Source organism: Bradyrhizobium sp. DN3 (genome assembly GCF_041357655.1).
Classification (GTDB): domain Bacteria; phylum Pseudomonadota; class Alphaproteobacteria; order Rhizobiales; family Xanthobacteraceae; genus Bradyrhizobium.
Genome location: NZ_JAULLN010000004.1, coordinates 318,790 through 344,372, shown reverse-complemented (window position 1 = coordinate 344,372; position 25,583 = coordinate 318,790). Strand labels below are relative to the sequence as shown.

22 protein-coding genes, 2 tRNA genes and 1 pseudogene are annotated in these 25,583 nt (G+C 64.5%); 11 read left to right on the top strand and 14 right to left on the bottom strand.

Annotation, left to right across the window (positions count from 1 at the left end):
• Positions 1 to 264: 264 nt before the first annotated feature.
• Positions 265 to 3,594: a PAS domain S-box protein gene (locus AAE027_RS08920; protein WP_370986264.1), complete on the bottom strand. Its 3,330-nt coding sequence runs from the start codon at positions 3,592 to 3,594 to the stop codon at positions 265 to 267.
• A gap of 718 nt (positions 3,595 to 4,312) precedes the next feature.
• On the opposite strand from AAE027_RS08920, the gene AAE027_RS08915 reads away from it, so the two are divergent.
• The 5 genes from AAE027_RS08915 to AAE027_RS08895 all read left to right on the top strand — a co-directional run bounded on the left by AAE027_RS08915 (position 4,313) and on the right by AAE027_RS08895 (position 7,316).
• Complete coding sequence (locus AAE027_RS08915; protein ID WP_130212981.1) at positions 4,313 to 4,747, top strand: phasin; 435 nt, start codon at positions 4,313 to 4,315, stop codon at positions 4,745 to 4,747.
• Between the two features lie 341 nt (positions 4,748 to 5,088).
• A tRNA-His gene (locus tag AAE027_RS08910) sits at positions 5,089 to 5,165 on the top strand.
• Positions 5,166 to 5,512: 347 nt separating this feature from the next.
• Positions 5,513 to 5,926 carry a hypothetical protein gene (locus AAE027_RS08905; RefSeq protein ID WP_370986263.1) on the top strand — a complete coding sequence of 138 codons (414 nt, stop codon included), beginning with the start codon at positions 5,513 to 5,515 and terminating at the stop codon, positions 5,924 to 5,926.
• 187 nt (positions 5,927 to 6,113) lie between these two features.
• Positions 6,114 to 6,827, top strand: coding sequence for a type II RES/Xre toxin-antitoxin system antitoxin (parS, locus tag AAE027_RS08900; RefSeq protein WP_370986262.1), 714 nt, complete (start codon positions 6,114 to 6,116; stop codon positions 6,825 to 6,827).
• Positions 6,828 to 6,836: 9 nt separating this feature from the next.
• Positions 6,837 to 7,316: an RES family NAD+ phosphorylase gene (locus AAE027_RS08895; protein ID WP_370986261.1), complete on the top strand. Its 480-nt coding sequence runs from the start codon at positions 6,837 to 6,839 to the stop codon at positions 7,314 to 7,316.
• Here the strand turns inward: AAE027_RS08895 and AAE027_RS08890 are convergent.
• A pseudogene (locus AAE027_RS08890) lies at positions 7,309 to 8,238 on the bottom strand (AEC family transporter). The gene AAE027_RS08895 and the pseudogene AAE027_RS08890 sit on opposite strands and share 8 nt — an antisense overlap.
• Positions 8,239 to 8,710: 472 nt before the next feature.
• On the opposite strand from AAE027_RS08890, the gene AAE027_RS08885 reads away from it, so the two are divergent.
• Together AAE027_RS08885 and AAE027_RS08880 are read left to right on the top strand one after the other, a co-directional pair.
• Positions 8,711 to 9,070 (top strand): hypothetical protein, encoded by a 360-nt coding sequence (locus tag AAE027_RS08885; protein WP_370986259.1) that lies wholly within the window; start codon positions 8,711 to 8,713, stop codon positions 9,068 to 9,070.
• A gap of 350 nt (positions 9,071 to 9,420) precedes the next feature.
• Positions 9,421 to 10,098 carry a ParA family protein gene (locus tag AAE027_RS08880; protein ID WP_091886574.1) on the top strand — a complete coding sequence of 226 codons (678 nt, stop codon included), beginning with the start codon at positions 9,421 to 9,423 and terminating at the stop codon, positions 10,096 to 10,098.
• A gap of 77 nt (positions 10,099 to 10,175) precedes the next feature.
• On the opposite strand, the gene AAE027_RS08875 is transcribed toward AAE027_RS08880, so the two are convergent.
• From AAE027_RS08875 to trxB, 5 genes are all read right to left on the bottom strand, one after another.
• Complete coding sequence (locus AAE027_RS08875; protein ID WP_164934659.1) at positions 10,176 to 10,322, bottom strand: hypothetical protein; 147 nt, start codon at positions 10,320 to 10,322, stop codon at positions 10,176 to 10,178.
• Positions 10,323 to 10,449: 127 nt separating this feature from the next.
• Positions 10,450 to 10,599, bottom strand: coding sequence for a hypothetical protein (locus AAE027_RS08870; protein WP_164934661.1), 150 nt, complete (start codon positions 10,597 to 10,599; stop codon positions 10,450 to 10,452).
• Positions 10,600 to 10,892: 293 nt separating this feature from the next.
• A complete protein-coding gene (locus AAE027_RS08865) occupies positions 10,893 to 11,801 on the bottom strand; it encodes a 4-hydroxy-tetrahydrodipicolinate synthase family protein (protein ID WP_370986258.1) in 909 nt (302 codons plus the stop codon).
• Between the two features lie 446 nt (positions 11,802 to 12,247).
• Positions 12,248 to 13,171 carry a LysR family transcriptional regulator gene (locus AAE027_RS08860; RefSeq protein WP_027575284.1) on the bottom strand — a complete coding sequence of 308 codons (924 nt, stop codon included), beginning with the start codon at positions 13,169 to 13,171 and terminating at the stop codon, positions 12,248 to 12,250.
• 4 nt (positions 13,172 to 13,175) lie between these two features.
• On the bottom strand, positions 13,176 to 14,141 hold the full coding sequence (gene trxB, locus AAE027_RS08855; protein WP_370986257.1) for a thioredoxin-disulfide reductase: 966 nt from the start codon (positions 14,139 to 14,141) through the stop codon (positions 13,176 to 13,178).
• 267 nt (positions 14,142 to 14,408) lie between these two features.
• Between trxB and AAE027_RS08850 the strand changes: the two genes are divergently transcribed.
• A complete protein-coding gene (locus AAE027_RS08850) occupies positions 14,409 to 14,888 on the top strand; it encodes an Lrp/AsnC family transcriptional regulator (protein ID WP_091886563.1) in 480 nt (159 codons plus the stop codon).
• A 227-nt stretch (positions 14,889 to 15,115) separates the two neighbouring features.
• Here AAE027_RS08850 and greA read toward each other — a convergent pair whose 3' ends face one another.
• The 3 genes from greA to AAE027_RS08835 all read right to left on the bottom strand — a co-directional run bounded on the left by greA (position 15,116) and on the right by AAE027_RS08835 (position 20,595).
• Positions 15,116 to 15,589: a transcription elongation factor GreA gene (gene greA / locus AAE027_RS08845; protein ID WP_027525218.1), complete on the bottom strand. Its 474-nt coding sequence runs from the start codon at positions 15,587 to 15,589 to the stop codon at positions 15,116 to 15,118.
• A 229-nt stretch (positions 15,590 to 15,818) separates the two neighbouring features.
• Positions 15,819 to 19,283 carry a carbamoyl-phosphate synthase large subunit gene (carB, locus tag AAE027_RS08840; RefSeq protein ID WP_370986256.1) on the bottom strand — a complete coding sequence of 1,155 codons (3,465 nt, stop codon included), beginning with the start codon at positions 19,281 to 19,283 and terminating at the stop codon, positions 15,819 to 15,821.
• A 142-nt stretch (positions 19,284 to 19,425) separates the two neighbouring features.
• Positions 19,426 to 20,595, bottom strand: a complete 1,170-nt coding sequence (locus AAE027_RS08835) for an MFS transporter (protein ID WP_370986255.1) — start codon at positions 20,593 to 20,595, stop codon at positions 19,426 to 19,428.
• 108 nt (positions 20,596 to 20,703) lie between these two features.
• On the opposite strand from AAE027_RS08835, the gene AAE027_RS08830 reads away from it, so the two are divergent.
• Entirely contained in the window at positions 20,704 to 21,075 is a 372-nt protein-coding gene (locus AAE027_RS08830; protein ID WP_370986254.1) for an ArsR/SmtB family transcription factor, read from the top strand.
• A gap of 112 nt (positions 21,076 to 21,187) precedes the next feature.
• Here AAE027_RS08830 and AAE027_RS08825 read toward each other — a convergent pair.
• Together AAE027_RS08825 and AAE027_RS08820 are read right to left on the bottom strand one after the other, a co-directional pair.
• A tRNA-OTHER gene (locus AAE027_RS08825) sits at positions 21,188 to 21,263 on the bottom strand.
• A gap of 54 nt (positions 21,264 to 21,317) precedes the next feature.
• Positions 21,318 to 22,019: a class I SAM-dependent methyltransferase gene (locus AAE027_RS08820; protein ID WP_370986253.1), complete on the bottom strand. Its 702-nt coding sequence runs from the start codon at positions 22,017 to 22,019 to the stop codon at positions 21,318 to 21,320.
• A 114-nt stretch (positions 22,020 to 22,133) separates the two neighbouring features.
• Between AAE027_RS08820 and AAE027_RS08815 the strand changes: the two genes are divergently transcribed.
• The gene (locus tag AAE027_RS08815; RefSeq protein WP_370986252.1) at positions 22,134 to 22,658 is read left to right on the top strand and encodes a Dps family protein; all 525 of its coding nucleotides are present in this window, start codon (positions 22,134 to 22,136) and stop codon (positions 22,656 to 22,658) included.
• 159 nt (positions 22,659 to 22,817) lie between these two features.
• Here AAE027_RS08815 and AAE027_RS08810 read toward each other — a convergent pair whose 3' ends face one another.
• Complete coding sequence (locus tag AAE027_RS08810) at positions 22,818 to 23,339, bottom strand: cupin domain-containing protein (protein WP_370986251.1); 522 nt, start codon at positions 23,337 to 23,339, stop codon at positions 22,818 to 22,820.
• 209 nt (positions 23,340 to 23,548) lie between these two features.
• The gene (gene carA / locus AAE027_RS08805; RefSeq protein ID WP_091898753.1) at positions 23,549 to 24,739 is read right to left on the bottom strand and encodes a glutamine-hydrolyzing carbamoyl-phosphate synthase small subunit; all 1,191 of its coding nucleotides are present in this window, start codon (positions 24,737 to 24,739) and stop codon (positions 23,549 to 23,551) included.
• A gap of 226 nt (positions 24,740 to 24,965) precedes the next feature.
• Between carA and AAE027_RS08800 the strand changes: the two genes are divergently transcribed.
• A complete protein-coding gene (locus tag AAE027_RS08800; RefSeq protein WP_370986250.1) occupies positions 24,966 to 25,421 on the top strand; it encodes a GatB/YqeY domain-containing protein in 456 nt (151 codons plus the stop codon).
• Positions 25,422 to 25,583: the final 162 nt, after the last annotated feature.

Genomic DNA, 25,583 nt, shown 5'->3' with positions numbered 1-25,583 from the left:
GGCGCAAGCGCCGTGTTTTTCTTGGCTTGTGACCGTGCATAAGGCGCCGAGCAAGCGTGTCGACGCGCCCAGCCTATGACGGGTATCGTGCATAAACCACGCGCCCAATCCATCGTCATTCCGGGGCGTCGCGAAGCGACGAGCCCGGAATCTATCGCTCCACCGTCGCTGCGGCTCGATGGATTCCGGGCTCGCGCCGAGAGGCGCGCCCCGGAATGACGGCCCGAGCGAGGCCGTGGCTCGCTCGATTCATTGCAATCTCCCTTAAGCCTTCGCCAGCGCCGGCGCGAACACCACTTCGATCAGCGTGCCGGAATTGCCCGCGCTCTTGATGTTGAACTGGGCGCGGTTGGCTTCGACCAGCGCCTTGGTCAGCGACAGGCTGAGCGCAGCGCTGTCCGCGGCGTCGCCCGGCGGCGGGGTGCGGAACGGCTCCATCGCGGCGGCGACCTCGCGCTCGCTGAGGCCATGGCCGGTGTCGCGGATGCGAAGCGCGATCTCGCCGCGATCGGTCAGCGCGGTCGAGACGATGACCTGGCCGCCGGCGCTGGCGAGCCGGATCGAGTTCGAGATCAGGTTCACGGTGATCTGCCGCATCGCGCACGCATCCACTGTCACCTGCGGCAGCGCATGCGCCAGCGAGGTGCGGATGATGATGCGCTCGCGGTTGGCCTGCGGCTGCATCACCGTAACGCAGGCCTCGACGAGGTCGTTGAGATTGAGGTTGGCGAAGTTGAGATCGAGCTTGCCGGTCTCGATCCGCGACAGCTCCAAGAGATCGTCGATGATCGCGATGACGCGCTCGCCCGAAGCGCGGATGTCCTTCATGTATTCGCCATAGCGCTCGTTACCGAGCGCGCCGAAACGTTCGGAGATCATCACCTCGGCAAAGCCGATGATGGCGTTGAGCGGGGTGCGGATCTCGTGGCTGATCCGCGCCAGCATGTCGGCCTTGGCCGTCGCTGCGCCGTCGGCGCGATGGCGGGCCTGGGTCAGCTCGCTCTCGCCCTTCTTGCTCTGCGAGAGATCGCGGAACACGGCGAAGAAGTTCGGCCCGTCCGGCCGTGTGCGGCCCATGATCATCGCGAGCGGAATCACGCCGCCCTTCTTCTCGCGGCCCAGCACCTCGCGGCCGTGGTCGAGCAGGCTGGCAATGTCCTGGCTCTTCAGGCTTTCGAGATAGTCGGCGACGATCTGCTGGCTCTCCGGCGCGAACAGCGTCGCCAGATTCTGCTCGAGCAGCGCCTCGCCGTCATAGCCGAACAGCGCCTCGGCGCTGCGGTTGCAGGCGTGGATGTTGCCTTCGGCGTCGAACATCACGATGCCCTCGGCCGTGGTGTCCAGGATCGCGGCGAGATCCTCGGCGTCGGCATCGCCGGCCGCGGGCTCGAGGTCGGGCGCGTAGGGGAAGGATTCGGGGACAATGGTCTCGGCGATGACGGGCGCAGCGACGATGGGCGCGGCCTGCGGCAGCGCGCAGATCAGCGCATGCGCGCTCTCGCCGTCCCAGTCGATCGTGTGCAGATGCGCCTCGGTGGCCGCAAGCGGCTCTTCGCCGTTCGCGATCGCCGCGCTGATGGTCACCGGCGTGCCGCCTTGCGACGTGCTGCTGGCTGCAGAGACGCCCGGCTCGACATAGAGCGCGTCGAGCCCGCCGGCATGCTCCAGCGCGCCCAGGTTGGCGTAGCCCATGCGTGCGAGGAAGGCGGGGTTGGCGTAGAGCAGGCGATCGAGGCGATAGATCAGGATGCCCGTCGGCAACAGGTCGAGCAGCGCGCGGTCGCGCGCCGGCGCGCCGCGTGCCGGCGGTGCGGGCTCGGTCAGCCATTCGGCTGCGGTTTGTGGCGCTTCAAGCTCCGGCGCAGGCGGTTCGGGCGTGATCTCTGCCGCCGGCGGTTCGGATGTATCGGCCGCGATCGACTCGCGGTCGCGTTCGAGGCGCTCGGACAATTGCCGGGCGAGCTCGTTGAACGCGCTGTTCTCGACCGGCGTCAGCGTCGGCGAGCGCGCATCGCCATGCGGACGAAACGGCACGACGTTGGGAGGCGTTTCCACTGGCGTTTCCACTGACGTCTCGGGCTCGGTTGGGTGTGAAGTCACATCAGTTGCGGGTTCGGGCAGTTCAGCTTCAGGCTCAGGCTCGGGTGCAGGCGGCTCGATGGGCGGAGGCGGCGTCGCGGCCTCGGCCCCCAGCTCGGAGTCCGGCTCGACGACATCGGCGGACAGGCCGCGCTGCGCCGGCGCCTCGGCCAGCCGCTCGAAGCGCCGGAGCGCTTCGAGCCGGTTGAGGCCGTCGAGATCGCGGCAGACGCCAAAGCCTTTGAAGCCGGCGAAATTGCGCTCGCGGTCGTAGATCGGCAGGCCCGCGAGCTCGACCGGCAAATGCTCGCCGCCATCGGCGGGCCAGTTCACGGTGATGCCGGCCCAGGTATCGTGGCTTTCCAGCGCCCGCGCAACGCGCCCCTCGGGATCGAGCGCAAAGTCCGCGGCGATCTCGCGCCAGGGGCGGCCGAAGCCGGCGGCGGTGTGCGGGCCCATCAGGCGGATGAATTCGTCGGAGAGCAGCACAAAGCGTCCCTCCGCATCCATCTGCCACAGGAAGCGCAGCGGATGCTGATGCGGTGCGGGCGTCTCGGTGTGGCCCGACGGCAGCTCGAACATGGCTGACGTGATCCGCGCGGCCTGCGGCGACACAATGGCCCGGGCGCAGTTTTCAACCGGAGTTTTGGCCGCGGCCGCGGTGGTCTGGTCGGGCACCGGTTCTTGGAAGGCCTCCACGAGCGCTTCGCTCACGGCAGGTTCAGGCGCGGGCGTCAGCGTCTCGGCGGTTTCGCTTGCATCGGCCGGCTCTGCGAAGGCGTCGAACAATGCGATCCCGACCGGCGGATCCTGCGATGGCGGATCGTTCGGCATGCTTTTAGGCGCGGCCGCTGCGCGCGGCTCCTGCGCGGGATCGATTAGCGCGACGAGGCCGATATCGGCGCCGACACCGACCCGTTGCAGCACCATCTGGCCGATGCCGATCGGCGTCGCGGCGCGGCCGCTAGTGAGCGCTTCGCTGCGGGCGCGGTCGAGGCCGGCCTCAAAGAGATCGCGAAAGCCGAGCAGGGAACGGGCGGCTTCGCTGGCGCCGACGAACATCCCGTCGGGCGCGAACGCGGCCATCGGCACCTTGGCGCCGGCGACGAGACGATGCAGCCGCTCGACCAGCGGCATCGGGCGCAGGGTCGGGTCCATCGCGGCAACGAGCACGCCATGGCCGCCATCGGCAAAGTCGAGCCGGGCGCAGGCGCAGGTCATCAGCATGCCGAGCCGGGCGCCGAAACCGCGTAGCCGCTCGAGCCGCACGGCGCCGTTCGCCGGCAGGCTGCGGGCGAGCCGGGCGACCTGGCGGCGGTGGCTGTCCGCCGGGCCGAAGGTTCTTTCTGCAAGGACGGCGGCATGGGCCGCGCCAAACAGTTTTGCCCCGACCGGATTTGCCCAGAGCACGCGCGTGCCGTCGATCGACCATAGCCAGGCGGGCAGCGCAGAGGTCGCGTGCACGGCCAGCCGGGGATCGCCCACGCCTCGCAACTGGAAATCCGAACTCTTCATCCGACCGGCTTTAAGTCTCGCGTGTCAGCGTGGGGTGGCTGCCGGGAATGGCAGCCTTAAGAAAGGGTTAGTATCGCCCGCAGGCGCGGGCAGGTCCACGGCCACGGTCTCTCACAGCCGGCCTAAAGCCGCGATAACCTTAATGGTCCCGAACCCGCAAGCCGCAGCCCGCTTGCATCCAAGGGATTCGCGAGCAAAGCCTGTCGTCAGGCCGTATGCCAGGTGACGTGCGCGCACGCGGCATCACCGGTGCCACCCTCCCCTGGAGGGGGAGGGTCGGCTCACATGGAGCGCAGCGGAATGTGAGACGGGGTGGGGTGACGGTGTCTCCGCGTCCGACAGTGCCCGAGTGGAGACATCACCCCACCCCGCTCGCGCTTTGCGCGATCGACCCACGAGCGAGCTCCGCTCGTCTCGGACCCTCCAGGGGTGGGTAAGGGCCGGCCTCGCCTCGGCACCAATCCTCCCCTCTCAACCACCGGTTCCCCATCCCAGGAACCTCACTCTCTCCGAGATTAAATTTTTGCGACGCCTGGCGGATCTCATTGCGATGCACAATGTTGACATGAAGCACGGCAATAATGGCGGTGCTGGGCGAGCCATCTCGTTTGTTTCGCGTTTCCAGTCTACGTACCCGCTGAATGCGAGGGCCCAAACTCGGGGCCGGCGGGCGCGCCAGAAGGCTCACTCCATTTTTTCAATTTGCGTGAGGACAACCATGACAGGTGCGACTGATCCGTTTTCTGCCTCGATCATCCCGTTCGAGGTTCCCGAGCAGATGCGTGCGTTCGCCGAAAAGGGCGTGTCGCAGGCCCGCGAGAACTACGCCAAGTTCAAGGACGCCGCCGAAACCCACAATGGCACCGTCGAGGCCGTGTTCACCTCCGCCAGCAAGGGCGCGAGCGAGTACACCGCCAAGCTGGTGGAGTTCATGAAGGCCAATAGCAGCGCCCAGCTGGACTTCGCCCAGCAGCTGTTCGGCGCCAAATCGCCCTCGGAAGCGCTGGAGCTGTGGACCGGCCACGCCCGCAAGCAGCTCGAGACCTTCCAGTCCCAGGCCAAGGAGCTGGTCGAGCTCAGCCAGCGCGTCGCCAATGAGACCGCCGAGCCGATCAAGGCCTCCGCCTCGAAGTACTACCCGCCCGCCGCCTGAGCCGCCGGCCGGTTTGAGTTGAGAAACCCGGGCCGAAAGGCCCGGGTTTTTCTCACCTCTCCCGCTTGCGGGAGAGGTCGGCGCTCCGGGCGATGCGTAGCATCGTCCCGCGCGCCGGGTGAGGGCTCTCTCCCCACGGGAAGTCTCCCGCGCGTGGAGAGGGAGCGCAGCACCCTTATCGTCGCCATCAAGCCCGATTTCATCGCGCCGAGGGTGATTTCCGCTGGTTTTTCGTCCGTTTGCGGCCTTGCCAAAAACGCCCGTTGCACCTAGTTTCCGCCCCGTCCAGCCCCTTAGGTCGCCGGCCTTTTCAGGCCCGCCTTGGAGCGGCTCGCCAGGATGCAGTTGTAGCTCAGTTGGTTAGAGCGCCTGTCTGTGGAACAGGAGGTCGGTGGTTCGAGCCCACCCAACTGTACCAGCGGTGGTAGGGACTTAGCCCCGCAGAGCTGCAAGGTACCCGGTTGCTAAAATCTTGGCCGGTCTCAGCCCCGATCCAAGAATGTGGATGGTGAGAGGTGCTCACCACGTCGCTACGTCTTTCGGTTCGCCACCAACAGCAAACTCCATCCACTACTCAATCGTCCGATACGAGATTCCATTTTGTATGGCTTGTGGGCAAGGCGAGATCAGCCCCACGCGGTCTCGATTGCGCGCTTGAAATCCGGAGAAGTTGTGTACAACAGGGGACGTCGCGCGCAGGGTGAGTGGGTCGGCTGCTCGGAGCCGCGCGTCCGAACTATCGTTGCTACGATACCGGTGCTCTAGATGGTAGTGCTGCTGCTGATCCTAATACTCTGTGTCCTGCTATTCGGAGCGGGCGCAGTGTTGGCCGGGTTTGGGTGGTTTGCGGCCATTGTCGCGACATTGATGTTGCTCTACGGACTGATCGTCGCGGTGGCATGGATTTTGGTGGGTGTACGTAACACAGCACCCAAGTTCCCCGGAGCCGCCGCCGCGTTCTTTCGAGGCTGTGCCAGGATTCTATGCGGGCCAGTTCTTGGACCGGTCGTCGAATGGAGGTCTATCTCCGAACGGCGAAAGCGCGGTGAGCACGTTGATGCAGTTTCAATGAGCTTCACGCTCCTATGGACCTTCATCGTGGGTCTGTTCTTAAGTTGGTTGGCTTTCGTGATGCCGCTTTTGATTCTGAGTGCCGTTTATCAGGCGTCGCTGGGTTGACCGGAGAGAATAAAGTTCTTGGACCGGTCGCGGTTATCATCAAAGTTGCGCTGACAGTGCACGAAATTTCACGCGCGAGAGCGTGCTCGATCTGGCGAATGTTGCTTGAATCCACCTGCCCATGTGCTTAAATGCCACTTGACCGACTTTTTGAGGCATCTGGCATAAGCGTGCCGAGACAGGTTCGATGGCAAAGAATGCGCGTACTGGCAAAGGCGTCGGTTCAACCGCTCCGCACCGGCTTCGTGGCCCCGGCTCGCTGACCAACAAGCGGATTAAGGCGGTCGCGGCGTCGGCCCTTACTCAGCGGCCCGACCACAAGAAGCCGACGCGCAAATCTCCTCCCGAGACATCGGGGAAGTCGGCAGGTCAAGGACGCCTGTCCGCCGCCGAGCCAGACCAGGCCTATCAACCGCAGCCCGGCGCGGTTGTCGTGCGGGGGCATTTCGATGCGGTCACGGGACTCTCCACGGTCACCGATGCGCCGTCGCTCGGGCTGGGTGGGACCGCCGCGGATGAACCGCAGTCCACGGCCGAACTGTTCAATGTCGTCATCGACGCCAACAGTCTGTTTCGCATTGAGCCCGCCGCGCTCAAGCGTCTCGCCAATTACAGCGACGATGAAATTTTTGCGCTCGTCGTGCCAAAGCGCACGCTGGCGCGGCGGCTGTCGGATGGCGAGCCGCTGACGGTCGAGGAGACCGACAAGGCCGTGCGGCTGGCGCGGGTCGACCGGCTCGCCGCAAACGTGTTCGGCGAGCCTGCGAAGGCGCACCGCTGGCTGCGCAAGCCCAAGAAGGCGCTGGGCGGCGAGACACCGCTGGCTTACCTCGCGACGGAGGCGGGCGCGCGCGTGGTCGAGGAGATGTTGCACCGGATCGATCACGGCATCCTTGCGTAAGGATTTGGCGTGAGGATCTGGCGGATCTCCAATTTCGACGATCTGTCGGGCATTGGCGGCCTGAAGGCCGATGGCCGCTGGCATGATCGCGGCCGGCACGTGGTCTACGCCGCGGATCATGCGGCTTCGGCGCTGCTCGAAGTGATGGTGCATCTGGAAATCGATGTCGAGGATTTGCCGACGACCTACCAGCTGCTCGGCATCGACGTGCCCGACGATCTCGCCGTCGAAACGGTGAGCCTGGCCGATATCGAGAAGATGTCGCGGAATTGGGCTGATGATCCCAGGGTGACACGTGGTGTGTTGCGGTCCTGGTTCACTGACGCGCGTACCGCGGTAATCTCGGTGCCATCGGTCATCGTGCCGTTCGCGCAAAACTACCTCATCAATCCGAGACACCAGGACGCATCGCGCATCCGCGTGGCGCATGTCGCGCGCTATCCCCATGATGCGCGGCTGTTCGGACAAAGGACGAGCCGACCTACCTGACCCCCACCATCATCACCACCACCGGCAGCGTCACCGCCGCCAGCAACGTCCCCAGCGCCACCGCGCCGGACACCGGGTTCACTAGCCGCTGGTACTGGACCGCGAAAATGTACGCGTTGGCGCCGGTCGGCATCGCCGCGAACAGGACGACGACGCCGGCCGCGATCGGCGGCAGGTCGAGTAGATTTGCCAGCACGAACGCCGTCGCCGGCATCGCCAGCAGTTTGAGCGCGCACATCACCAAAATGCTCAGCTTCTCGCCCTTCACCTAGAAGCGGAACAGGTTGATGCCGAGCGCGATCGGCGATCCCGCCTGCGCCAGCAGCTCGATCGTTTTGTCGACGATAGGGTTGAGGCCGAGGCCGGTGAAGCGCCAGATCACGCCAAGACCGATCGCCAGCATCAGCGGGTTGCGCGCGAGGTCCGCGAGCACGGGCGAGATCACCGATAACGCCGAGCCGGTCCGCTTGCGGCTGACAAGCTCCATCTGCAGGATGCCGCAGAGCCAGAGCAGCGGCGTGTTCACCGACAGGATCAGCGCCATCGGCCCCGCGGCCTCATTGCCCAGCGCCGAGAGCGTCAGGGGAATGCCGAGCATCACGATGTTGCCGTAGACCGAGCCGATCGCAAACACGACGCCGTCCTCGCTGTCCTCGCGCCGCGCGCGCAGCAGGGCCGAGAGCGCCAGCGCCGCGATCCAGGTGATCGCGAGCGCGCCGTAGTAGGCGCCCCACATCCGGTAGGGGCTGACGTCGGGGAATTCCGAGACGACGATGGTGCGGAAGAGCAGGGCAGGGATGGCGATGCTGAAGGCGAACTCGCTGATGCCCTTCGCGCTCTCCGAGACGAAGCGAAACAGCACCGCGGCATAGCCCGCCGCGATCAGGGCGAACACCGGCGCGACGATCAGTACGGTGGCCATGCGCCCCTCATCTCAAGGGGATCTGGCCGACCACCCCCAGCATCCTCGATCATGCCATCATGCCACTGTTTTGCCCGACGCGTCAAATTGATTTCGTAAAATCCGTAAAGGCCAATCCGCAGTTGGACTTGGCTACTTTGCATGGGGTTGTTTTCGCGGTTATTGGTTGGATGGTTGCTGAGGCCTCGGGTCGAGCCCGATCTCGCCCCCACCCACAACTGTCATCCCCCGCGCAGGCGGGGGATCCAGTACGCCGCGGCTCCTCTGGGAACGTCAGGCGCCTCTGGAATACTGGATCCCCCGCCTGCGCGGGGGATGACACCTGTTTTGCTGGAAGTAGCTCCGTGCCGACACCAGACCGCCCCGCCTGTTGCCGAGACCGCACACGTCCCGGCTTTCGCATCTCCCCTCGGTTGCCAACCAACGCCCGTTCACCCACTATTCCAACTGAACTCGACATGTGGGGGGATCGATGCTGGCGTTTCGCTTGAAGATGTCAAAAGCCTTGGCCGTTGCAACCCTCGGGATTGCCCTGGCCGTCCTGGTCCTGCCGCGCGCTGGCTTCGCTTACACCCAGGAAGAGCAGCAGGCCTGCACGCCCGACGCGATGCGGCTGTGCGGCGAGTTCGTTCCGAACGTCGATGCCATCACCGCCTGCATGATCGCGAAGAAGTCGCAGCTCTCGCCGCAGTGCCGGGTGTTCTTCCGGCCGGGACCAGAGCCGGGCGAGGTGCGTGCCGGCAAGCCGACCCACATCGCGCCCAAAACCGCGAAGAAGAGCACCAAGCCGGCGGCGAAGGCGAGCAAGAAGAAGAAATCCAGCGAAGGCTGAGTGCGACAGCGCGTTCATCCTTGAAACCCGGCAGCTGCGTTTCCGCCGTCGGACTCGTTTTGTTCGCGCGCTAGCCTTGCGGCGATGACGCGCGCGCGATGGAAAAGAGTCGCAGGGCGATTTGCCCGGCAAGGTTGCATTCCACTTTATCCCGCCTCGCTGCTCAAAAAACGCACGAATGCAGGCGCTTTGCTGCAGTTTTCACCGAGCGTCGTACCAGGCAGTGTGACTCAAAAGCCAACACGCCTTGTTATTTCGTGGCGGCAACGCAACTTCCGATAAATTTTTCTTTCACGAATCACCGCGCTGATTCATTTTCGAGCCACGGGGTCAATCTGGAGGCCGAAGGTATGAACGTTATTGTTTTTGCATCGCGTAAAGGCGGCTCGGGCAAGAGCACCCTGGCTGCACATCTCGCCGCGCAGATCAAGGCGAGCAAGCAGGTCATGCTGGTGGACGCGGATCCGCAAGGCTCGCTCACGCTGTGGCACAAGCTGCGTGGCACCAACGAGCCGCCGATCAAGCCGGCCGTGAACTCCGTCAGCGGCATCGTCTCCGCGGCCAAGCGCGACGGTTATGAATGGGTGTTGATCGACACGCCGCCGAACCTGTCGGCCGTCGTCGACGACGCCATCAGGAACGCGACGATGGTGATCATTCCGGCGCGGCCCGGCGTGTTCGACGTCAACGCGGTGCAGGAAACCATCCAGATGTGCCGCGCCGCGCGCAAGCCCTACGCGGTCGTGCTCAACGGTGCGCCTGCGCGCCGCGACGAGTCGGAAAGCCCGATCGTCACCATCGCCCGCGAGGCGCTGGCGAAATTCCGCGCTCCGGTGTGGGGCGGCCAGATCACCAACCGTTCGGATCTCTTGATGGCGCTCAGCCACGGCGAAGGGGCGCGCGAGTATCAGGCCGAGAGTCGTGCAGCTCAGGAAATTGCACGGCTGTGGGCGGCGATCGAGCGTTCAGTGAAGGCTATTCGCGGCACGGCGTCGGCATCCGGCGCAATGCACAAGCAGGCGGCATAATTTCATCATTCATTTCCCCGGACGAAAACGCGCGGACGAGCCGCGCGTTTTGCGTTTTTCGGGTCTGCTGAAGGAGGCTACGCCACCATCAGCATGTAGAACACGATGACCGGCGACAGGCTCAGGATCACCGACCAGATGCCGGCGGCCCAGAGAATGTCCTCGGTGGTAAAGCTCTGCTGTCCGGCGTCGTAATGCGACGCCATCTCATTATGATTATTCACAAACGCCTCCGCGAGTTCTTCGCTTATGGGCGTCAGTGATACGCGGGATGTTTTAAGATTCCGGGGCGCAGCGAGCTGCACATTTGAACACAGCTGCTACCACGGGTTAACCATCCGCGCCGCGCCGTCAGCCCGCCAGCCAGACGCGAAACAGCAGCACCGGCATCAGGCCGAGCATCACCGCCCAGAACCCGAACGACGACACCACCAGAATTCCCTGCAAGAGATCGGCCGGCGCGAATTGGCTCGCGGCCGTAGGCCGGGTGCGATGTCCCATGGTCATTCCCCCTTTTGGAAGGTCTCAGGCAGAAACGATAGGCGCGGTTGGGTAAACGGGGCGTGGATGCACCATGCGGCGAATGCGAAGGGCGTGTGGGGTGCGGTTAACCATGGCGCCTCTTACCCTCCCCTGGAGGGGGAGGGTCGCTCCGCATGAAGCGAAGCGAAATGCGGAGCGGGGTGGGGTGACAGTCTTTCCGCAGAAGCGGTGCCACGAGTGGAGAGATCACCCCACCCCGCTCGCGCTGCGCGCGATCGACCCTCCCCCTCCAGGGGAGGGTAAATGAAGCCCTACGCCGCGACTTTCATCCTTCGCTCGATCTCGCGATCGATCGTTGCCGCGAGCTCGCTGCTCACTTCCACCATCGGCAGGCGCACCTCAGGGCTGTCGATCAGGCCGCTGCGCCACAGCCAGTACTTCGCCGGTGCGGGGCTCGGTTCGGCAAACAGCAGCCGCGTCAGCTCGGCGACCTCCTGCCAGCGCGCCTGCGCGGCGTCGTGGTTGCCGCGCTTGAACTCCGCATACACGGCCGCAAATGTCGCGGTCTCGACATGAGCGGACAACACGATGCCGCCGTCGGCGCCGTCGCTGAGCGCCTCGAAATAATTCGCGTCCTCTCCGGTGAGCACGCGAAAATCCTTCGGCCGGTCACGCAGCAGCGCGATGGATTGCTCGCGGCTCGCGCCGCAATCCTTGAGGCCGAGGATGTTCTTGTGTTCGGCGAGGCGCAGCAGCGTCTGGTTGGTGATGTTCACCGAGGTGCGATAGGGAATGTTGTAGAGCGCAATCGGCCAGGCGGCGTGATCGGCGAGCGCCTCGAAATGCGCCAGCAGCCCGCGCTGCGATGGCCGCACATAGTAAGGGCTCGCGATCAGATAGCCGTCGATCGGCCAGTCCGCGGTTTCATCGAGGCGATCCTTCAGCCGCGAGGTGTCCGCGCCAGAGAGCCCGAGGCAGATCGGCAAGGTGCGGCGGCCCGCCGCCATCTCGTCGCGGACGATGGCGACGAGGCGCTCGAGTTCAGCCTCGCGCAGCGTCATGCCTTCACCCGAGGTCGCCCCCAGGATGAAGCCGTCGACGGCCTGTGTGCCGTAGTGCCGTGTCAGCCGCCGCAATGATGTCTCGTCGAGACGTCCGTCGCGAAACGGCGTCACCAGCGGCAGCCACAGCCCGTGCAATTGGTCTCGTAGTCCGGTCATGTTTCCATCTCCTTCTCGGAAAAAAACCTGAGACGGAGGGCATATGAAAAAACCCCGTCCAGGCGGCGGGGTTTTCGGGATCAGCTCGCGATGACGAAGTCAGCCTAGCGCGCGCAACATTCCGAGGTCCCCGGATGGGGGCCTTTTTTCGAAATGAGTGCGCACGACTTCGTGATCATTTGCAAATGATGCGAGGTATGCCTGGAACTGTCAATACACGCGGAAGGCGAAGCACCATTTTGACGAAAAAAAGCCGGACCCGAAGGCCCGGCTTAGGTATTGGCCACGTGAGGCCGACACAATCACCTTCCAAGAGGGATTACTGAACTCCCGCGCCACTGGAGGAGGGGGACAAATGCGCAACGCGAAGGCTCAGCGTACAAACAGTATGAGCTTGACGAGCGCCCTGCAGCAACAGCCGAGGCCGCATGTCAGTCATGCGGAAATCAGGACGGCCAGCGCTGCGCCTTGCTCACCACGAAGTCGCGGAACACCTGCACGCGTGCGACCGTCTTCAACTCCTCGGGATAGACGAAATAGGTATCGAGCTGGATCGAATCCGATTCACCGAACAGCTGCACGAGCTTGCTCTGCTCCTCGACGAGGTAATCGGGCAGGGCCGCGATGCCGAGGCCCTGCTGGCAGGCGCGCACGAGGCCGAGGATGTTGTTGACCTTGAAATAGGCTTCGCGCGGACCCGACCCGTTGCGACCGGCTTCGACCAGCCAGTTGCGGTTCTGCAGATGCGGCGCGAAGTTGCCGTCGGCAAGCGTGATGATGCGGTGGGAGTCGAGCTCCTCCAGCGTGCGCGGCGTGCCGAAGCGCTTGATGTATTCCGGCGAGCAATAGGCGTGAAAGCCCATCGCGAACAGCTTGCGCTGGATGAGATCGGGCTGCGTCGGCTTGCGGGTGCGGATCGCGACGTCGGCCTCGCGCATCGACAAATCGAGCTCCTCATCGGTGACGATCAGCGAGATTCGGATCTCGGGATAGAGCGCAGTGAACTCGCCGAGCCGCGGGATCAGCCAGTTGATGCCGACGCCGGGCGTCGTGGTGATCTTGAGGTCGCCGCTCGGCCGCTCGCGGCTGTCGGTCAGCTTGGCGCGCGCCGCCTGCAGCTGCATGAATACGTCATGCGCAGTGCGGAACAGCAGGTCGCCCTGCTCGGTGAGGATCAGGCCGCGGGCGTGGCGGTGGAACAACGAGACCGAGAGCTCCTGCTCCAGCGCCGAGACCTGGCGTGACACCGCCGATTGCGACAGGCCGAGCTGCTCGCCCGCATGCGTGAAGCTGCCCGCTTCCGCCGCCGCGTGAAACACCTTCAGCTTGTCCCAGTCCATATCCGTAAATCCGTCGCGTGTTCGGGGCATGATTCTATTCCGCTGCGGCGCGCTCGCTGGCGCGCAGGGCCAAGAAACGTTCGGCTTCGAGCGCTGCCATGCAGCCGAGGCCGGCGGCCGTCACGGCCTGGCGATAGGTCTCGTCGGCGACGTCGCCGGCGGCAAACAGACCGGGCACCGAGGTGGCGGTCGAGTTCGGGGCGACCTCGACATAGCCCGACGGTTTGAGCTTGACCTGGCCTTTGACGAGCTCGGTCGCCGGCGCGTGGCCGATGGCGATGAAGATGCCGTCGGTCTTCAGGTCCCTGCGCGCGCCGGTCTTGACGTTCTTGAGGCGCACATGGGTGACCTTGTTCGGGTTCTCGGTGCCGCAGATCTCGTCGACGGCAGAGTCCCAGACCACCTTGATCTTCGGGTGCTTGAACAAGCGCTCCTGCAGGATGCGCTCGGCGCGGAAGTGATCGCGACGATGCACGATGGTGACCTGCGAGGCATGGTTGGTGAGGTACAGGGCTTCCTCGACCGCGCTGTTGCCGCCGCCGACCACCACGACTTCCTTGTTGCGGTAGAAGAAGCCGTCGCAGGTGGCGCAGGCCGACACGCCTCCGCCCTGGAATTTCGCTTCGGAGGGCAGCCCTAGCCAGCGCGCCTGGGCGCCTGTGGCAAGGATGACGGTGTCGGCGAGATAAACATCGCCGCTGTCGCAGGTGAGGCGGAACGGCCGCTGCGCAGTCTCCAGCTTGGTGACCAGGTCGGTGACGATCGTGGTGCCGACATGGACCGCCTGCTTCTCCATCTGCTCCATCAGCCAGGGGCCCTGGATCACGTCGGCGAAGCCCGGATAGTTCTCGACGTCGGTGGTGATGGTGAGCTGGCCGCCCGGCTGTATGCCCTGGATCAGGATCGGCTCGAGCATCGCACGCGCGGCGTAGATCGCCGCCGTGTAACCGGCGGGGCCGGAGCCAATGATGATGACCTTTGCATGAACAGGAGCGGACATTTCGATGGACGCCTTTCACGGGGGATTTTGCAGCGCGGGCGCGGAACGTGCCGGGAGGCCTCGCGGAGGCGCTGAAATATCAGAGCTAATCTAAGCCTTCTGATGAGCTATGCAAGAATTGCATTCCCTATCGGCGGATTTTTCCAACAAGGAACAAAAGTCGATTGCGCTGCACGCGCAATAAAATTGCGCTGCGCGCGTGGACTAGGGTATGACGATTGCGACAAACCACCCAATACCGCCGCAAAGGGCAGGAGTTCCAATCACGTGTCGCGGAACCTAGACGAGATCGACCTGAAGATTCTCACCGAGATTCAGGCCGACGGTCGAATCACGAATGTCGAACTAGCCAAGCGCGTCGGCATCTCGCCGCCGCCCTGCCTGCGCCGCGTCCGGGCGCTGGAGGAGGAGGGCTACATCCACGGCTATAGGGGCCTCCTGGACGCCCGCAAGCTCGGCTTCGACGTCACTGTGTTCGCCGCCGTGCACCTGTCCAGCCAGGCCGAGACGGATTTGCGTGCCTTCGAGGAATTCGTCCGCGCCGAGCCCTTGGTGCGGGAATGCTGGATGCTATCGGGCGAGGTCGATTTCATCCTGAAATGCGTCGCCCCCGACATGGCGACCTTCCAGGATTTCGTCACCCACCTGACCGCCGCGCCCCATGTCCGCAACGTGCGCACGTCGCTGGTTCTGCATAATTCGAAATACGAGGCGGCGGTACCGCTGGACGTGAAGGGACGAAGGTAGCGCCTGCTCCGTCATTGCGAGCCAACGGGTCCGCGCGAAGCGCGGCCCGATGGCAGGCTCCGCGAAGCAATCCAGAGTCTTTCCGCGGAGGCAGTCTGGATTGCTTCGCTCCGCTCGCAATGACGAGTGGAGAGAGCGCGAAATCATCTCGGGCACCGAGCAGACACAAAAAAGGCCGCGCAGTGCGCGGCCTTTTTCGAAACGTCGTCACAGGCAACGGCAAATCCTTACCGCCACTCCACCTTGGTGATCTCATACGCCTTGGCGCCGCCCGGCGTGTTGACCTCGACGGAGGCGCCCTTCTTCTTGCCGATCAGTGCGCGGGCGAGTGGCGAGGTGATGGAGATGCGGCCCTTCTTGGCGTCGGCCTCGACCTCGCCGACGATCTGCCACACCGTCTTCTTCTCGGTGTCCTCGTCGACCAGCGTCACGGTGGCGCCGAACTTGATGGTGTCACCGGAGAGTTTCGAGATGTCGATGATGTCGGCGCGCGCGAGCTTGTCCTCGAGCTCGGCGATGCGGCCTTCATTGTGGGACTGCTCTTCCTTCGCGGCATGATATTCCGCGTTCTCCGACAGGTCTCCGTGTGACCGCGCCTCCGCGATATGCTCGATGATCCGCGGACGATCCACGGACTGGCGATGCTTCAATTCTTCTCCGAGCGCGGCAAATCCGGCCGAAGTCATCGGAACCTTTTCCATCTTCTCTCTCGTCCTTCGGTCGCGCGTCCCAGAACATGATTGAGCGCCCAACCTTGATTCGTCGGTCTTTCCGGGGCTCGACACGCGGGCCGCCGGACGTTGACAGATATGGGCTTAGCGTCGGAACAGAACACCCCCATGGCCGGACAGTTCCTCCGGCCATTGTGGCTTCATTGCCAATCACTTAGCGGAAAGCTTGAGCCCTCAAGGCTTGGCCCCCCGCTAGCGATCAGGTTTCCGAAAAGTAGCTCTGCAGGGTACGAACCTCAAGGTCCCCGCCAAGATAGGCGCGGATGCCCTGCGCGGCCGCCACGGCCCCGGAAAGAGTGGTGTAATACGGCACTTTATGCAAGAGGGCCGCGCGCCGCAGCGAGCGGCTGTCGGCGAGCGCCTGCGGGCCTTCGGTGGTGTTTAAGACGAGCTGGACGTCGCCATTGGTGATGGCGTCGACGATGTGCGGCCGGCCCTCCAGCACCTTGTTCACCTTCTCGGTCGGGATGCCCTGATCGGTCAGGAAGCGCTGAGTGCCCGACGTCGCCAGCACCTTGAAGCCGAGCGAATGCAACTCGCGAACGGCGTCGGCGATGCGCGTCTTGTCGCTCTCGCGAACCGAGACGAACACCGTGCCCTTGCGCGGCACCCGCGTGCCGCCGCCGAGCTGGCTCTTGGCGAACGCCACCGCAAACGAGCGGTCGATGCCCATCACTTCGCCGGTCGAACGCATCTCGGGGCCGAGCACCGTGTCGACGCCGGGGAAGCGGGCGAAGGGGAAGACCGATTCCTTGACGCCGACGTGCTTGAGCTCTGCCTTCTTCAGCTTGAAGTCGTCGAGCCTCTCGCCGGCCATGATGCGCGCGGCGATCTTCGCGACCGGCGTGCCGATCACCTTGGCGACGAACGGCACTGTGCGCGAGGCGCGCGGATTGACTTCCAGCACGTAGATCTCGCCGTCCTTGATGGCGTATTGCACGTTCATCAGGCCGACCACGTCGAGGCCGAGCGCGAGCTCGCGGGTCTGCCGCTTCAGCTCCTCGATCATCCCGGCATCGAGCGAGTGCGGCGGCAGCGAGCAGGCGCTATCGCCGGAATGGATGCCGGCTTCCTCGATGTGCTCCATGATGCCGACGATGAAAGTGTCCTTGCCGTCGCAGAGGCAGTCGACGTCGACCTCGGTCGCATCCGACAGATAGCGGTCGAACAGCAGCGGGTTCTTGCCGAGCACGGTGTTGATCTGCCCGGTCTTGTCGTTGGGATAGCGCGCCTTGACGTCGGCCGGCACCAGCTCCGGCAGCGTGCCGAGCAGATAGTCGTTGAGCTGGTTCTCCTCGCGGATGATCTGCATGGCGCGGCCGCCGAGCACATAGGACGGGCGCACCACCAGCGGCAGGCCGAGATCGGCGGAGACGAGCCTCGCCTGCTCGACCGAATAAGCGATGCCGTTCTTCGGCTGCTTGAGCCTGAGCTTGTCGAGCACGCGCTTGAAGCGGTCGCGGTCCTCGGCAAGGTCGATGGCGTCCGGCGAGGTGCCGAGGATCGGCACTTCGGCGGCTTCCAGCGCGTGCGCCAGCTTCAGCGGGGTCTGACCGCCGAACTGCACGATCACGCCGTGCAGCGTGCCCTTGCTGCGCTCCTTGGCAATGATCTCCAGCACGTCCTCGGCGGTGAGCGGCTCGAAATAGAGCCGGTCGGCCGTGTCGTAGTCGGTCGACACGGTCTCCGGGTTGCAGTTGACCATGATGGATTCGTAGCCGGCGTCATGCAGCGCGAAGCAGGCGTGACAGCAGCAATAGTCGAACTCGATGCCCTGGCCGATGCGGTTCGGCCCGCCGCCGAGGATGATGACCTTCTTCATGTCGGACGGGGTGCTCTCGTCCGCAGGCGCACCCGAAAACGGCGCCTCATAGGTCGAATACATATAGGCGGTGGGGGAGGCGAATTCGGCCGCGCAGGTGTCGATGCGCTTGTAGACGGGGCGAACGCCGAGCGCGTGGCGCTTCGCCGTCACCTCCGCTTCCGTCGTCTCGGCGAGCACCGCGAGGCGCGCATCGGAGAAGCCCATGGCCTTCAGGGTGCGCATGCCGAAGGCATTGCCAGGAAGGCCGTTCTTGCGAACCTTCTCCTCCATGTCGACGATGCCGCGCATTTCGCCGAGGAACCACGGATCGATCTTGCAGGAGTTGAAGATGTCCTCGTTCGACCAGCCGAGCCGCATCGCCTGGGCGACCTGGAGCAGCCGGTTCGGCGTCGGCGTGCCGAGTGCGGCGCGGATTGCGTTCTTGTCGTCGCCGCGGCCGAGCCCTTCGATCTCGATCTCGTCGAGGCCGGTCAATCCGGTCTCGAGCCCGCGCAAGGCCTTCTGAAGACTTTCCTGGAAGGTGCGGCCGATCGCCATGACTTCACCGACTGACTTCATCGAGGTCGTCAGCGTGGTGGAGGCACCCGGGAATTTCTCGAAGGCGAAGCGCGGCACCTTGGTGACGACGTAATCGATCGTCGGCTCGAACGAGGCCGGCGTGGCACCGCCGGTGATGTCGTTGGCGATCTCGTCGAGGGTGTAGCCGACCGCGAGCTTGGCGGCGACCTTTGCGATCGGAAAGCCGGTGGCCTTCGAGGCCAGTGCGGACGAGCGCGACACGCGCGGATTCATCTCGATGACGACCATGCGGCCGTCGTCGGGATTGACGCCGAACTGCACGTTGGAGCCGCCGGTCTCGACCCCGATCTCGCGCAGCACCGCCAGCGAGGCGTCGCGCATGATCTGGTATTCCTTGTCGGTCAACGTCAGCGCCGGCGCCACCGTGACGGAATCGCCGGTGTGCACGCCCATCGGATCGAGGTTCTCGATCGAACAGACGATGATGCAATTGTCCTTCTTGTCGCGCACCACCTCCATCTCGTACTCTTTCCAGCCGAGCACAGATTCTTCGATCAGCACTTCGTTGGTGGGCGATGCATCAAGGCCGCGTTCGATGATGTCGAGGAATTCCTCCTTGTTGTAGGCGATGCCGCCGCCGGTACCGCCCATCGTGAAGGAGGGACGGATGATCGCGGGCAGGCCGATCTCGGAGAGCGCCATCATCGCTTGGCCCAGCGCATATTCCTGATAGCGCTTGCGGCGGTCGCCTTCGCCGAGAGTCCATTGCCGGTCGAGCTCTTCGAGAGCCGCGCCCGACAGCTTCTCGCGTTCGGCGTGGTATTTGTCGCGGAACGACTTCTTCAGTTCGGACGCGTTGGCGAGCCGCGACTTCGGCGTCTGCAGCCCAATCTTTTCCATGGCGTTGCGGAAAAGCTGGCGGTCCTCGGCCTTGTCGATCGCGTCGGCGGTCGCGCCGATCATCTCGACGTCGAACTTCTCCAGCGTGCCCTGCCGGCGCAGCGACAGCGCGCAGTTCAGCGCGGTCTGGCCGCCCATGGTCGGCAGCAGCGCGAAGCCGCCGGGAATGACGTGGCGTTCCTTCTCGATGATCTTGGCGACGATCTCGGGCGTGATCGGCTCGATATAGGTCGCATCGGCCAATTCCGGGTCGGTCATGATGGTGGCCGGGTTGGAATTGACGAGGACGATGCGATAGCCCTCTTCCTTCAGCGTCTTCACCGCCTGTGTGCCCGAATAGTCGAACTCGCAGGCCTGGCCGATCACGATGGGACCGGCGCCGATGATCAGAATGGTGGTGATGTCTGTACGTTTGGGCATCAACTCTCGCCGGACTGGAATTTGGGCACAAAAAAAGGGCGCGCTTGCCGCGCGTCCCCTTGTGCGAGAGCGCGGGGTCTCCCTCGCGCGCGGGTGGGTCTTAGACCAGTTTTCGGGGCGGCGAAACCCCGAAAAACGCCCATCAACCGGCAATTTTGACCGGTTTTGGCCGCGCCTGCCAGCCGCGGGCGAGGTGCACCAGAAGCGAGGCCGCAACGCTCGATCCGCCGATCCAGCCGAGGTCGTTGGGCGAGAGGGTGGCCAGCACGGCGCCGCCCAGCGCGCCGCCGATCGCGAAGCCGAGATACATCGCGGAGGCGTTGAGCGAGAGCGCGATCATCGAGGCCTGCGGCTCGATCCGGATGATGCTGGCGATCTGGGCCGGATAGAACGCCCAGCCCGAGAGGCCCCAGAGGAAGATCGCGCCCAACACCGCATAATGCGCCTGTCCCGGCATCAGCTTCAGGACCAGCGAATGCAGGATCAGCGCGCTCGCCATGCCGGCGAGCCCAAGGGCAGCGGTGGCGAGCGTGCCGAGCCGGTCGGCCAGGACGCCGCCGAGCATGTTGCCGATCGCGGCGGCGCCGCCGAACACCAGCAGCGCCAGGCTGATCTGCGAAGCGTCGAAGCCGAGGCCGTGCAGCGGAATCGCGAAATAGGTGAACACGGTGAAGCCGCCGAGCGCCCAGAGAATGGTGATCACAAGCGCGACCAGCACGTTGCTGTGACGCGCTACCGCCAGCCGCTCGCTGAGCGAGGCCGTGTTGCGCGGCAGGCCTTTGGGTAGCCCGAGCAGGAGGCCTGCGAGCGCCACCGTGCCGATCAGCGCGACCATGGCGAAAGTTGCGCGCCAGCCGAGCAGGCTGCCGACGAGATTGCCAAGGGGGACGCCGATGACGGTCGCGACCGTGAGGCCCGAGGTGACGAGGGCCACCGCACGTCCGCGCCGTTCGGGCGATGCCACCGCCACGGACACCGCGAGCGCCGTCGGCATGCACAGCCCCGAGCCCAGCGCCATCAGCATGCGCGAGGCCAGCAGCAGGGCGTAGTTGGATGCCACCACCGCGGCGAGGTTGCCGGCGATGAAGGTCGTCAGTGCCAGCGCCAGCACGGTGCGGCGGTCGATGTTGTTGAGCGTCACCGCCAGGATCGGCGAGCCCACGGCATAGGTGACGGCGTAAGCCGTGACCAGTTGCCCGGCGGCCGAGACCGAAATCGAGAGGTCAGTGGCGATCGCCGGCAAAAGTCCTGCAATAACAAAGCCTTCTGTGCCGATCGCGAAGGCCGCCAAGGCCAGCCAGAACACGCCCATGGAGAAACCCTTATGTTCAACGTTTATTGAACTATTGGCTCGGCTGATCCAGGAGTCAATTGGTTCAAGAACTATTGAACATCTCGGCCTTTTTGCTATCATTGACCCATGAGCCGCACGCCCCTTCACCCGACCCGCGAGCAGATTGAGCTGTCGATGGTCCTGGATTGCCTGAGCGATCCGATCCGCTTGGCGATCGTCTATCAGCTCGCGCAGCAAGAACGTGTCAGCAGCGAGCTCTGTTGTGGCGATTTCAGCGGCCTCGGCGGCAAGTCCAACCTCGCCTATCACTTCGCCAAGCTGCGCGAATGCGGGCTGATGCAGACCCGCGTGGCCGGAACCAACCGCTTCATGCGGCTGCGCCGCGAGGATCTGGACGCGCGCTTCCCCGGCCTGCTCGATGCCGTCATCAATTCCGCAGCCAGGGATGCCGGCCGGCTTCAGCTTCTGTCCGAGTGCGATCTGATTGAGGCAGATTGAGCCGCGGATACAGTCTGTCTACGTGTCCGCTTCGCTTCAGCTGCGCCGGACACGCTTCGCCCCTGCGGGCCTCACGTGGCTGCGCCACGCGTAGCCCCGCAGGGGCGAAGCGTGGAGACCCGGCCTGGATTTGAACCAGGATGAAGAGCGTTGCACCGCCCTCGCGTAGACGCTTCCGCCACCGGGCCAGGGCGATCATTACCGATTGCAGTGCGACAAGCCACAACGGCTGATTGTTATGCTTAACGAACAAGAGGCGGCCGCGCGACGAAGGTCATGCGCCAGCGATTGTGGCCGATATTGCTGTGGGCGCGCTGGACCACGAACCCGGCCGCGGTCAGCTTGGCGGTGATCTCCGCCTCACTGTAGCGCTGGAGCCCGATGCGCGTGCGCAGCTGGCGGTAATCCGACAGCGCGGTGCTGATCAGCCCGACCAGCGCGTCTTTCAGGAAACCGTGCCGCAGGCCGAAGCCGAGCAGCGCCATCACGTCCCTCACCATGCCGACATTGGGCTGGAGGATATCGCCGAGCACCAGCTTGCCGGAGGGTTTCAGGATCCGGCGGATGTTGAGGAGGGCGGCATCGAGCTCCTCCGGCGTCATGTATTGCGCGACCGAGTTCATCACGACGAGATCGACCGACTGGTCCTGCATCTTGCGGACGTCGTCGAGCGAGCGGACGCGGATCTTGGTGTTCGGGGCGAACCGCGCGATCAGTCGGCCGCGCACCCCGGGCGCGGGCTCCGCCAGGATCAGCTTGCCGCAGGCGGATGCCACCTGGTTCGCCGACAGCGCTTCGCCGCAGGCATAGTCCAGCACTACCGCCTCGGGCGAGGGGATATAGCCGATGATGTCCCGCGCAATGATCTGGAAGTGCAAGTCGCGATGCAGCTTGCTGACATAGATCGTATGCGTGGAGTCGTAATAATCGATCCAATCGTCCATGGTACTGAGGGTCCCGGCCAAATGGTTCCGCTAAAAGGAACCGGCGCTGGCCGCCTTGCGTTAGGGGTGCGACGGCGCGCCGTCAATGTCCGCGTCCTAACAGGAAGGTCTCCCGTGAGCAAAACCAACAACAAGGTCTCGCCCGATCTCGACACCCCCACCGATCTGTCGCCCGATGGGGTCAAGAAGGTCTCGGAGGCGCTCAACGTGCTTCTGGCCGACGCGTTCGCGCTTTATCTGAAGACCAAGAATTTCCACTGGCACATCAGCGGCCGGCATTTCCGCGACTACCATTTGCTGCTCGACGAGCAGTCCGATCAGATCTTCGCCACCACCGACCAGCTCGCCGAGCGCGTCCGCAAGATCGGCGGCACCACGCTCAAGTCGATCGGCCAGGTCGCAAAGCTCCAGACCATCAAGGACAATAACGAGAACTACGTCCCGCCGCGCGAGATGCTGCGCGAGCTGATGCAGGATAACAAGCATGTCGCCGGCGCGATGCGCAAGGCACACGACGTCTGCGACGAGGCCGGCGATGTCGCCAGCGCCAGCATCCTCGAAATCTTCATCGACGAGACCGAGCGCCGTACCTGGTTCCTGTTCGAAGCGACACGGCAGGAGGGCAGCAACGCGGCGTAGGGGCCGCAACTGCCGTAGGGTGGGCAAAGGCGCGCCATTGCGCGCCGTGCCCACCATCCATCCTTACGGTCGATGTGTTTGGTGGGCACGCTTCCGCCTTCGCTCTTCGAGCTACGGCGGACGAGTCGCTTTGCCCACCCTACGGCACCTGCCCTTTGGCTACCGCCACAGCCGCGTCAACGCGCCATCCTTGCCGGTCACGGGATCAGCCGGCGGCATCGCGACCTCGGGAATCGTCTTCAGCGCCTTGGCGTGGTTCTCCGGTGTGGCGCGCGTGATCTCCATCTTGGCGCCCGGCGGATAGGCGCCGATCACGCAGAAATCGTCGCTCGCCTTGATGCATTGGTGGCCGGTACCGGCCGGCAGGATCGCGACGTCGCCGGCCTTGATCTGTAGCTCCTGGCCATGATCGCCGCCGAAGCGGACGCGAGCGCTGCCGCGCGCAACGCCGAGCACCTCGTGCACGGTCGAATGATAGTGCAGATAGTCGTAGACGCCGTTGCGCCATGTGCCGCCCCAGCCGTTCGCTTCGAACAGCTCTTCGATGGTCTCCTCCGGATGCTCCGGATCGAGCTTCACCGCGCTCTGGTAAACTAGGAACGGGAGGATGTTGTTCGGCACGAGCCCGTCATCCTCGAACACGATGGCAAGCGGCTCGGCCTTGTCGCGGACGACGGACATGGTGGGGCTCCGAGAAAAGAACGCCTGCTCGTTCAACCGGAGTCGCCCGCAATGCGTTCCGTTCGTGTCCCAGACGCGATGCAGCGCGCAGCGGTGCGTCGCTGAGCCGGGATCCAGAAAGCTCAGCGTGGGCCCCGGTTCAGCAGCGCATCACGCCGCGAAAAGCGGCGCGCTGCACTGCGCCCGGGGCACGAGAGCCGCAGTGTGCCTCAAGCGCTCTTCTTCTGCCGCATCAGCTCCGCGAACCGCTGGAACAGATAGTGCGAGTCGCGCGGACCCGGGGATGCCTCAGGGTGGTACTGCACCGAGAACACCGGCTTGCCGTCGAGCTGGATGCCGCAATTGGAGCCGTCGAACAGCGAGATGTGGGTCTGCGTCGCGCCCCTCGGTAGCGTCGTCTCGTCCACGGCAAAGCCGTGGTTCATCGAAGTGATCTCGACCTTGCCGGTGGTCTCGTCCTTGACGGGATGATTGGCGCCGTGATGGCCCTGATGCATCTTCTTGGTCTTGGCGCCGACGGCGAGGCCGAGCATCTGGTGACCGAGGCAAATGCCGAAGGTCGGCGTGCCCGACTTGATCACGTCCCGGATGACGGGCACGGCATATTTACCGGTCGCGGCGGGATCGCCAGGGCCGTTCGACAGGAACACGCCGTCCGGCTTCATCGCCAAAATGTCTTCGGATGAGGTCGTCGCCGGCACCACCGTCACCTTGCAGCCGACGCCGGCGAGCAGGCGCAGGATGTTGCGCTTGATGCCATAGTCGATGGCGACGACGTTGAACTCCGGCTCGTCCTGGCGGCCAAAGCCCTTGTCCCACAGCCAGGGCGTCTCGTCCCAGGTGAAGCGCTGGCCGGAGGTGACCATCGGCACCAGGTCCATACCTTCGAGGCCCGGCCATTCGCGCGCCTCTTCCTTGAGGCCATGCAGGTCGAACTCGCCGGTCCTGGAATGGGCGATCACTGCGTTGGGCATGCCCTTCGAGCGGATCAGCGCGGTCAGCGCGCGGGTGTCGATGCCGGAGAGGCCGATGATACCACGGGCCCTCAGCCACTGGTCGAGATGCTTGGTGGCGCGGTAGTTTGAGGGATCGGTGATCGCGGTGCGCAGGATCACGCCGCGCGCGCCGGGCGTCGCCGCCATGTTCACCGTCTCGATGTCGTCCTCGTTGGTGCCGACATTGCCGATATGCGGGAAGGTAAAGGTGATGAGCTGGCCGGCATAGGAGGGATCGGTCAAAATCTCCTCATACCCGGTCATCGCGGTGTTGAAGCAGACTTCACCGACGGCGTGGCCTTCGGCGCCGAGACCAAAGCCTTCGAGCACCGTGCCATCGGCAAGCACGAGGAGCGCGGTCGGTTTGTGGTCCGGCCAGGCGGGATCGTTGTCATGTTGTGTCATGAGCGCGTTTCATAGTCTGCGCAAACGCCGCCGTCAAAGCGGGACAGGCCGGATTCACATGCGTTTTTGCATATTTGCCGGGCGGCTTCAGGCACTTAAGCCGGAACTGGCAATTTTGAGCCATTTCGAGCCCTGGCAAGGAAACAATGCACCGGCGGCTGGTCCGGTATGGCCTCTTGCCCGCGAACGGCTTAGATCAGGCGCGACAGATTGAGAGGATCCGACCATGCTGCGCGACGACATCAACAATGCGGTCAAGGAGGCCATGAAGGCCAAGGACGAGCGCAAGCTGTCCACGCTGCGCATGGTCAACTCGACCATCAAGAATGCCGACATCGACGCTCGCGGCAGCGGCAAGCCGCCGCTGTCGGACGCCGACATCCTCGCCGTGCTGCAGAAGATGATCAAGCAGCGCCAGGAGGCGGTCGAGCTCTACGACAAGGGCGGCCGCGCCGAGCTCGCCGCTCAGGAGCGCGAGGAGATCGCGGTGATCTCGGCGTACCTGCCGAAGCAGATGTCGGACGATGAGGTGAAGAAGGCGATCTCGGATGCGATCGCTGAAACGGGCGCCGCCGGCATGAAGGACATGGGCAAGGTGATCGCGGTATTGCGAGCGAAATACGCCGGACAGATGGATTTCGGCAAGGCGTCCGGCCTGGTGAAGGCCGCGCTGTCGGGCTAGCTCGTTCTTCCCCTCTTCCCTTTGTGGAGAGGGTGGCATAGGCGGCCTTCGGCCGCCGGCGCTTCGCGCGTCATGCTCGGGCTTGTCCCGGGCATCCACGGCCTTAAACTGGTGGCAACGAACAAGAACGTGGCTGGCCGGGGACAAGCCCGGCCATGACGC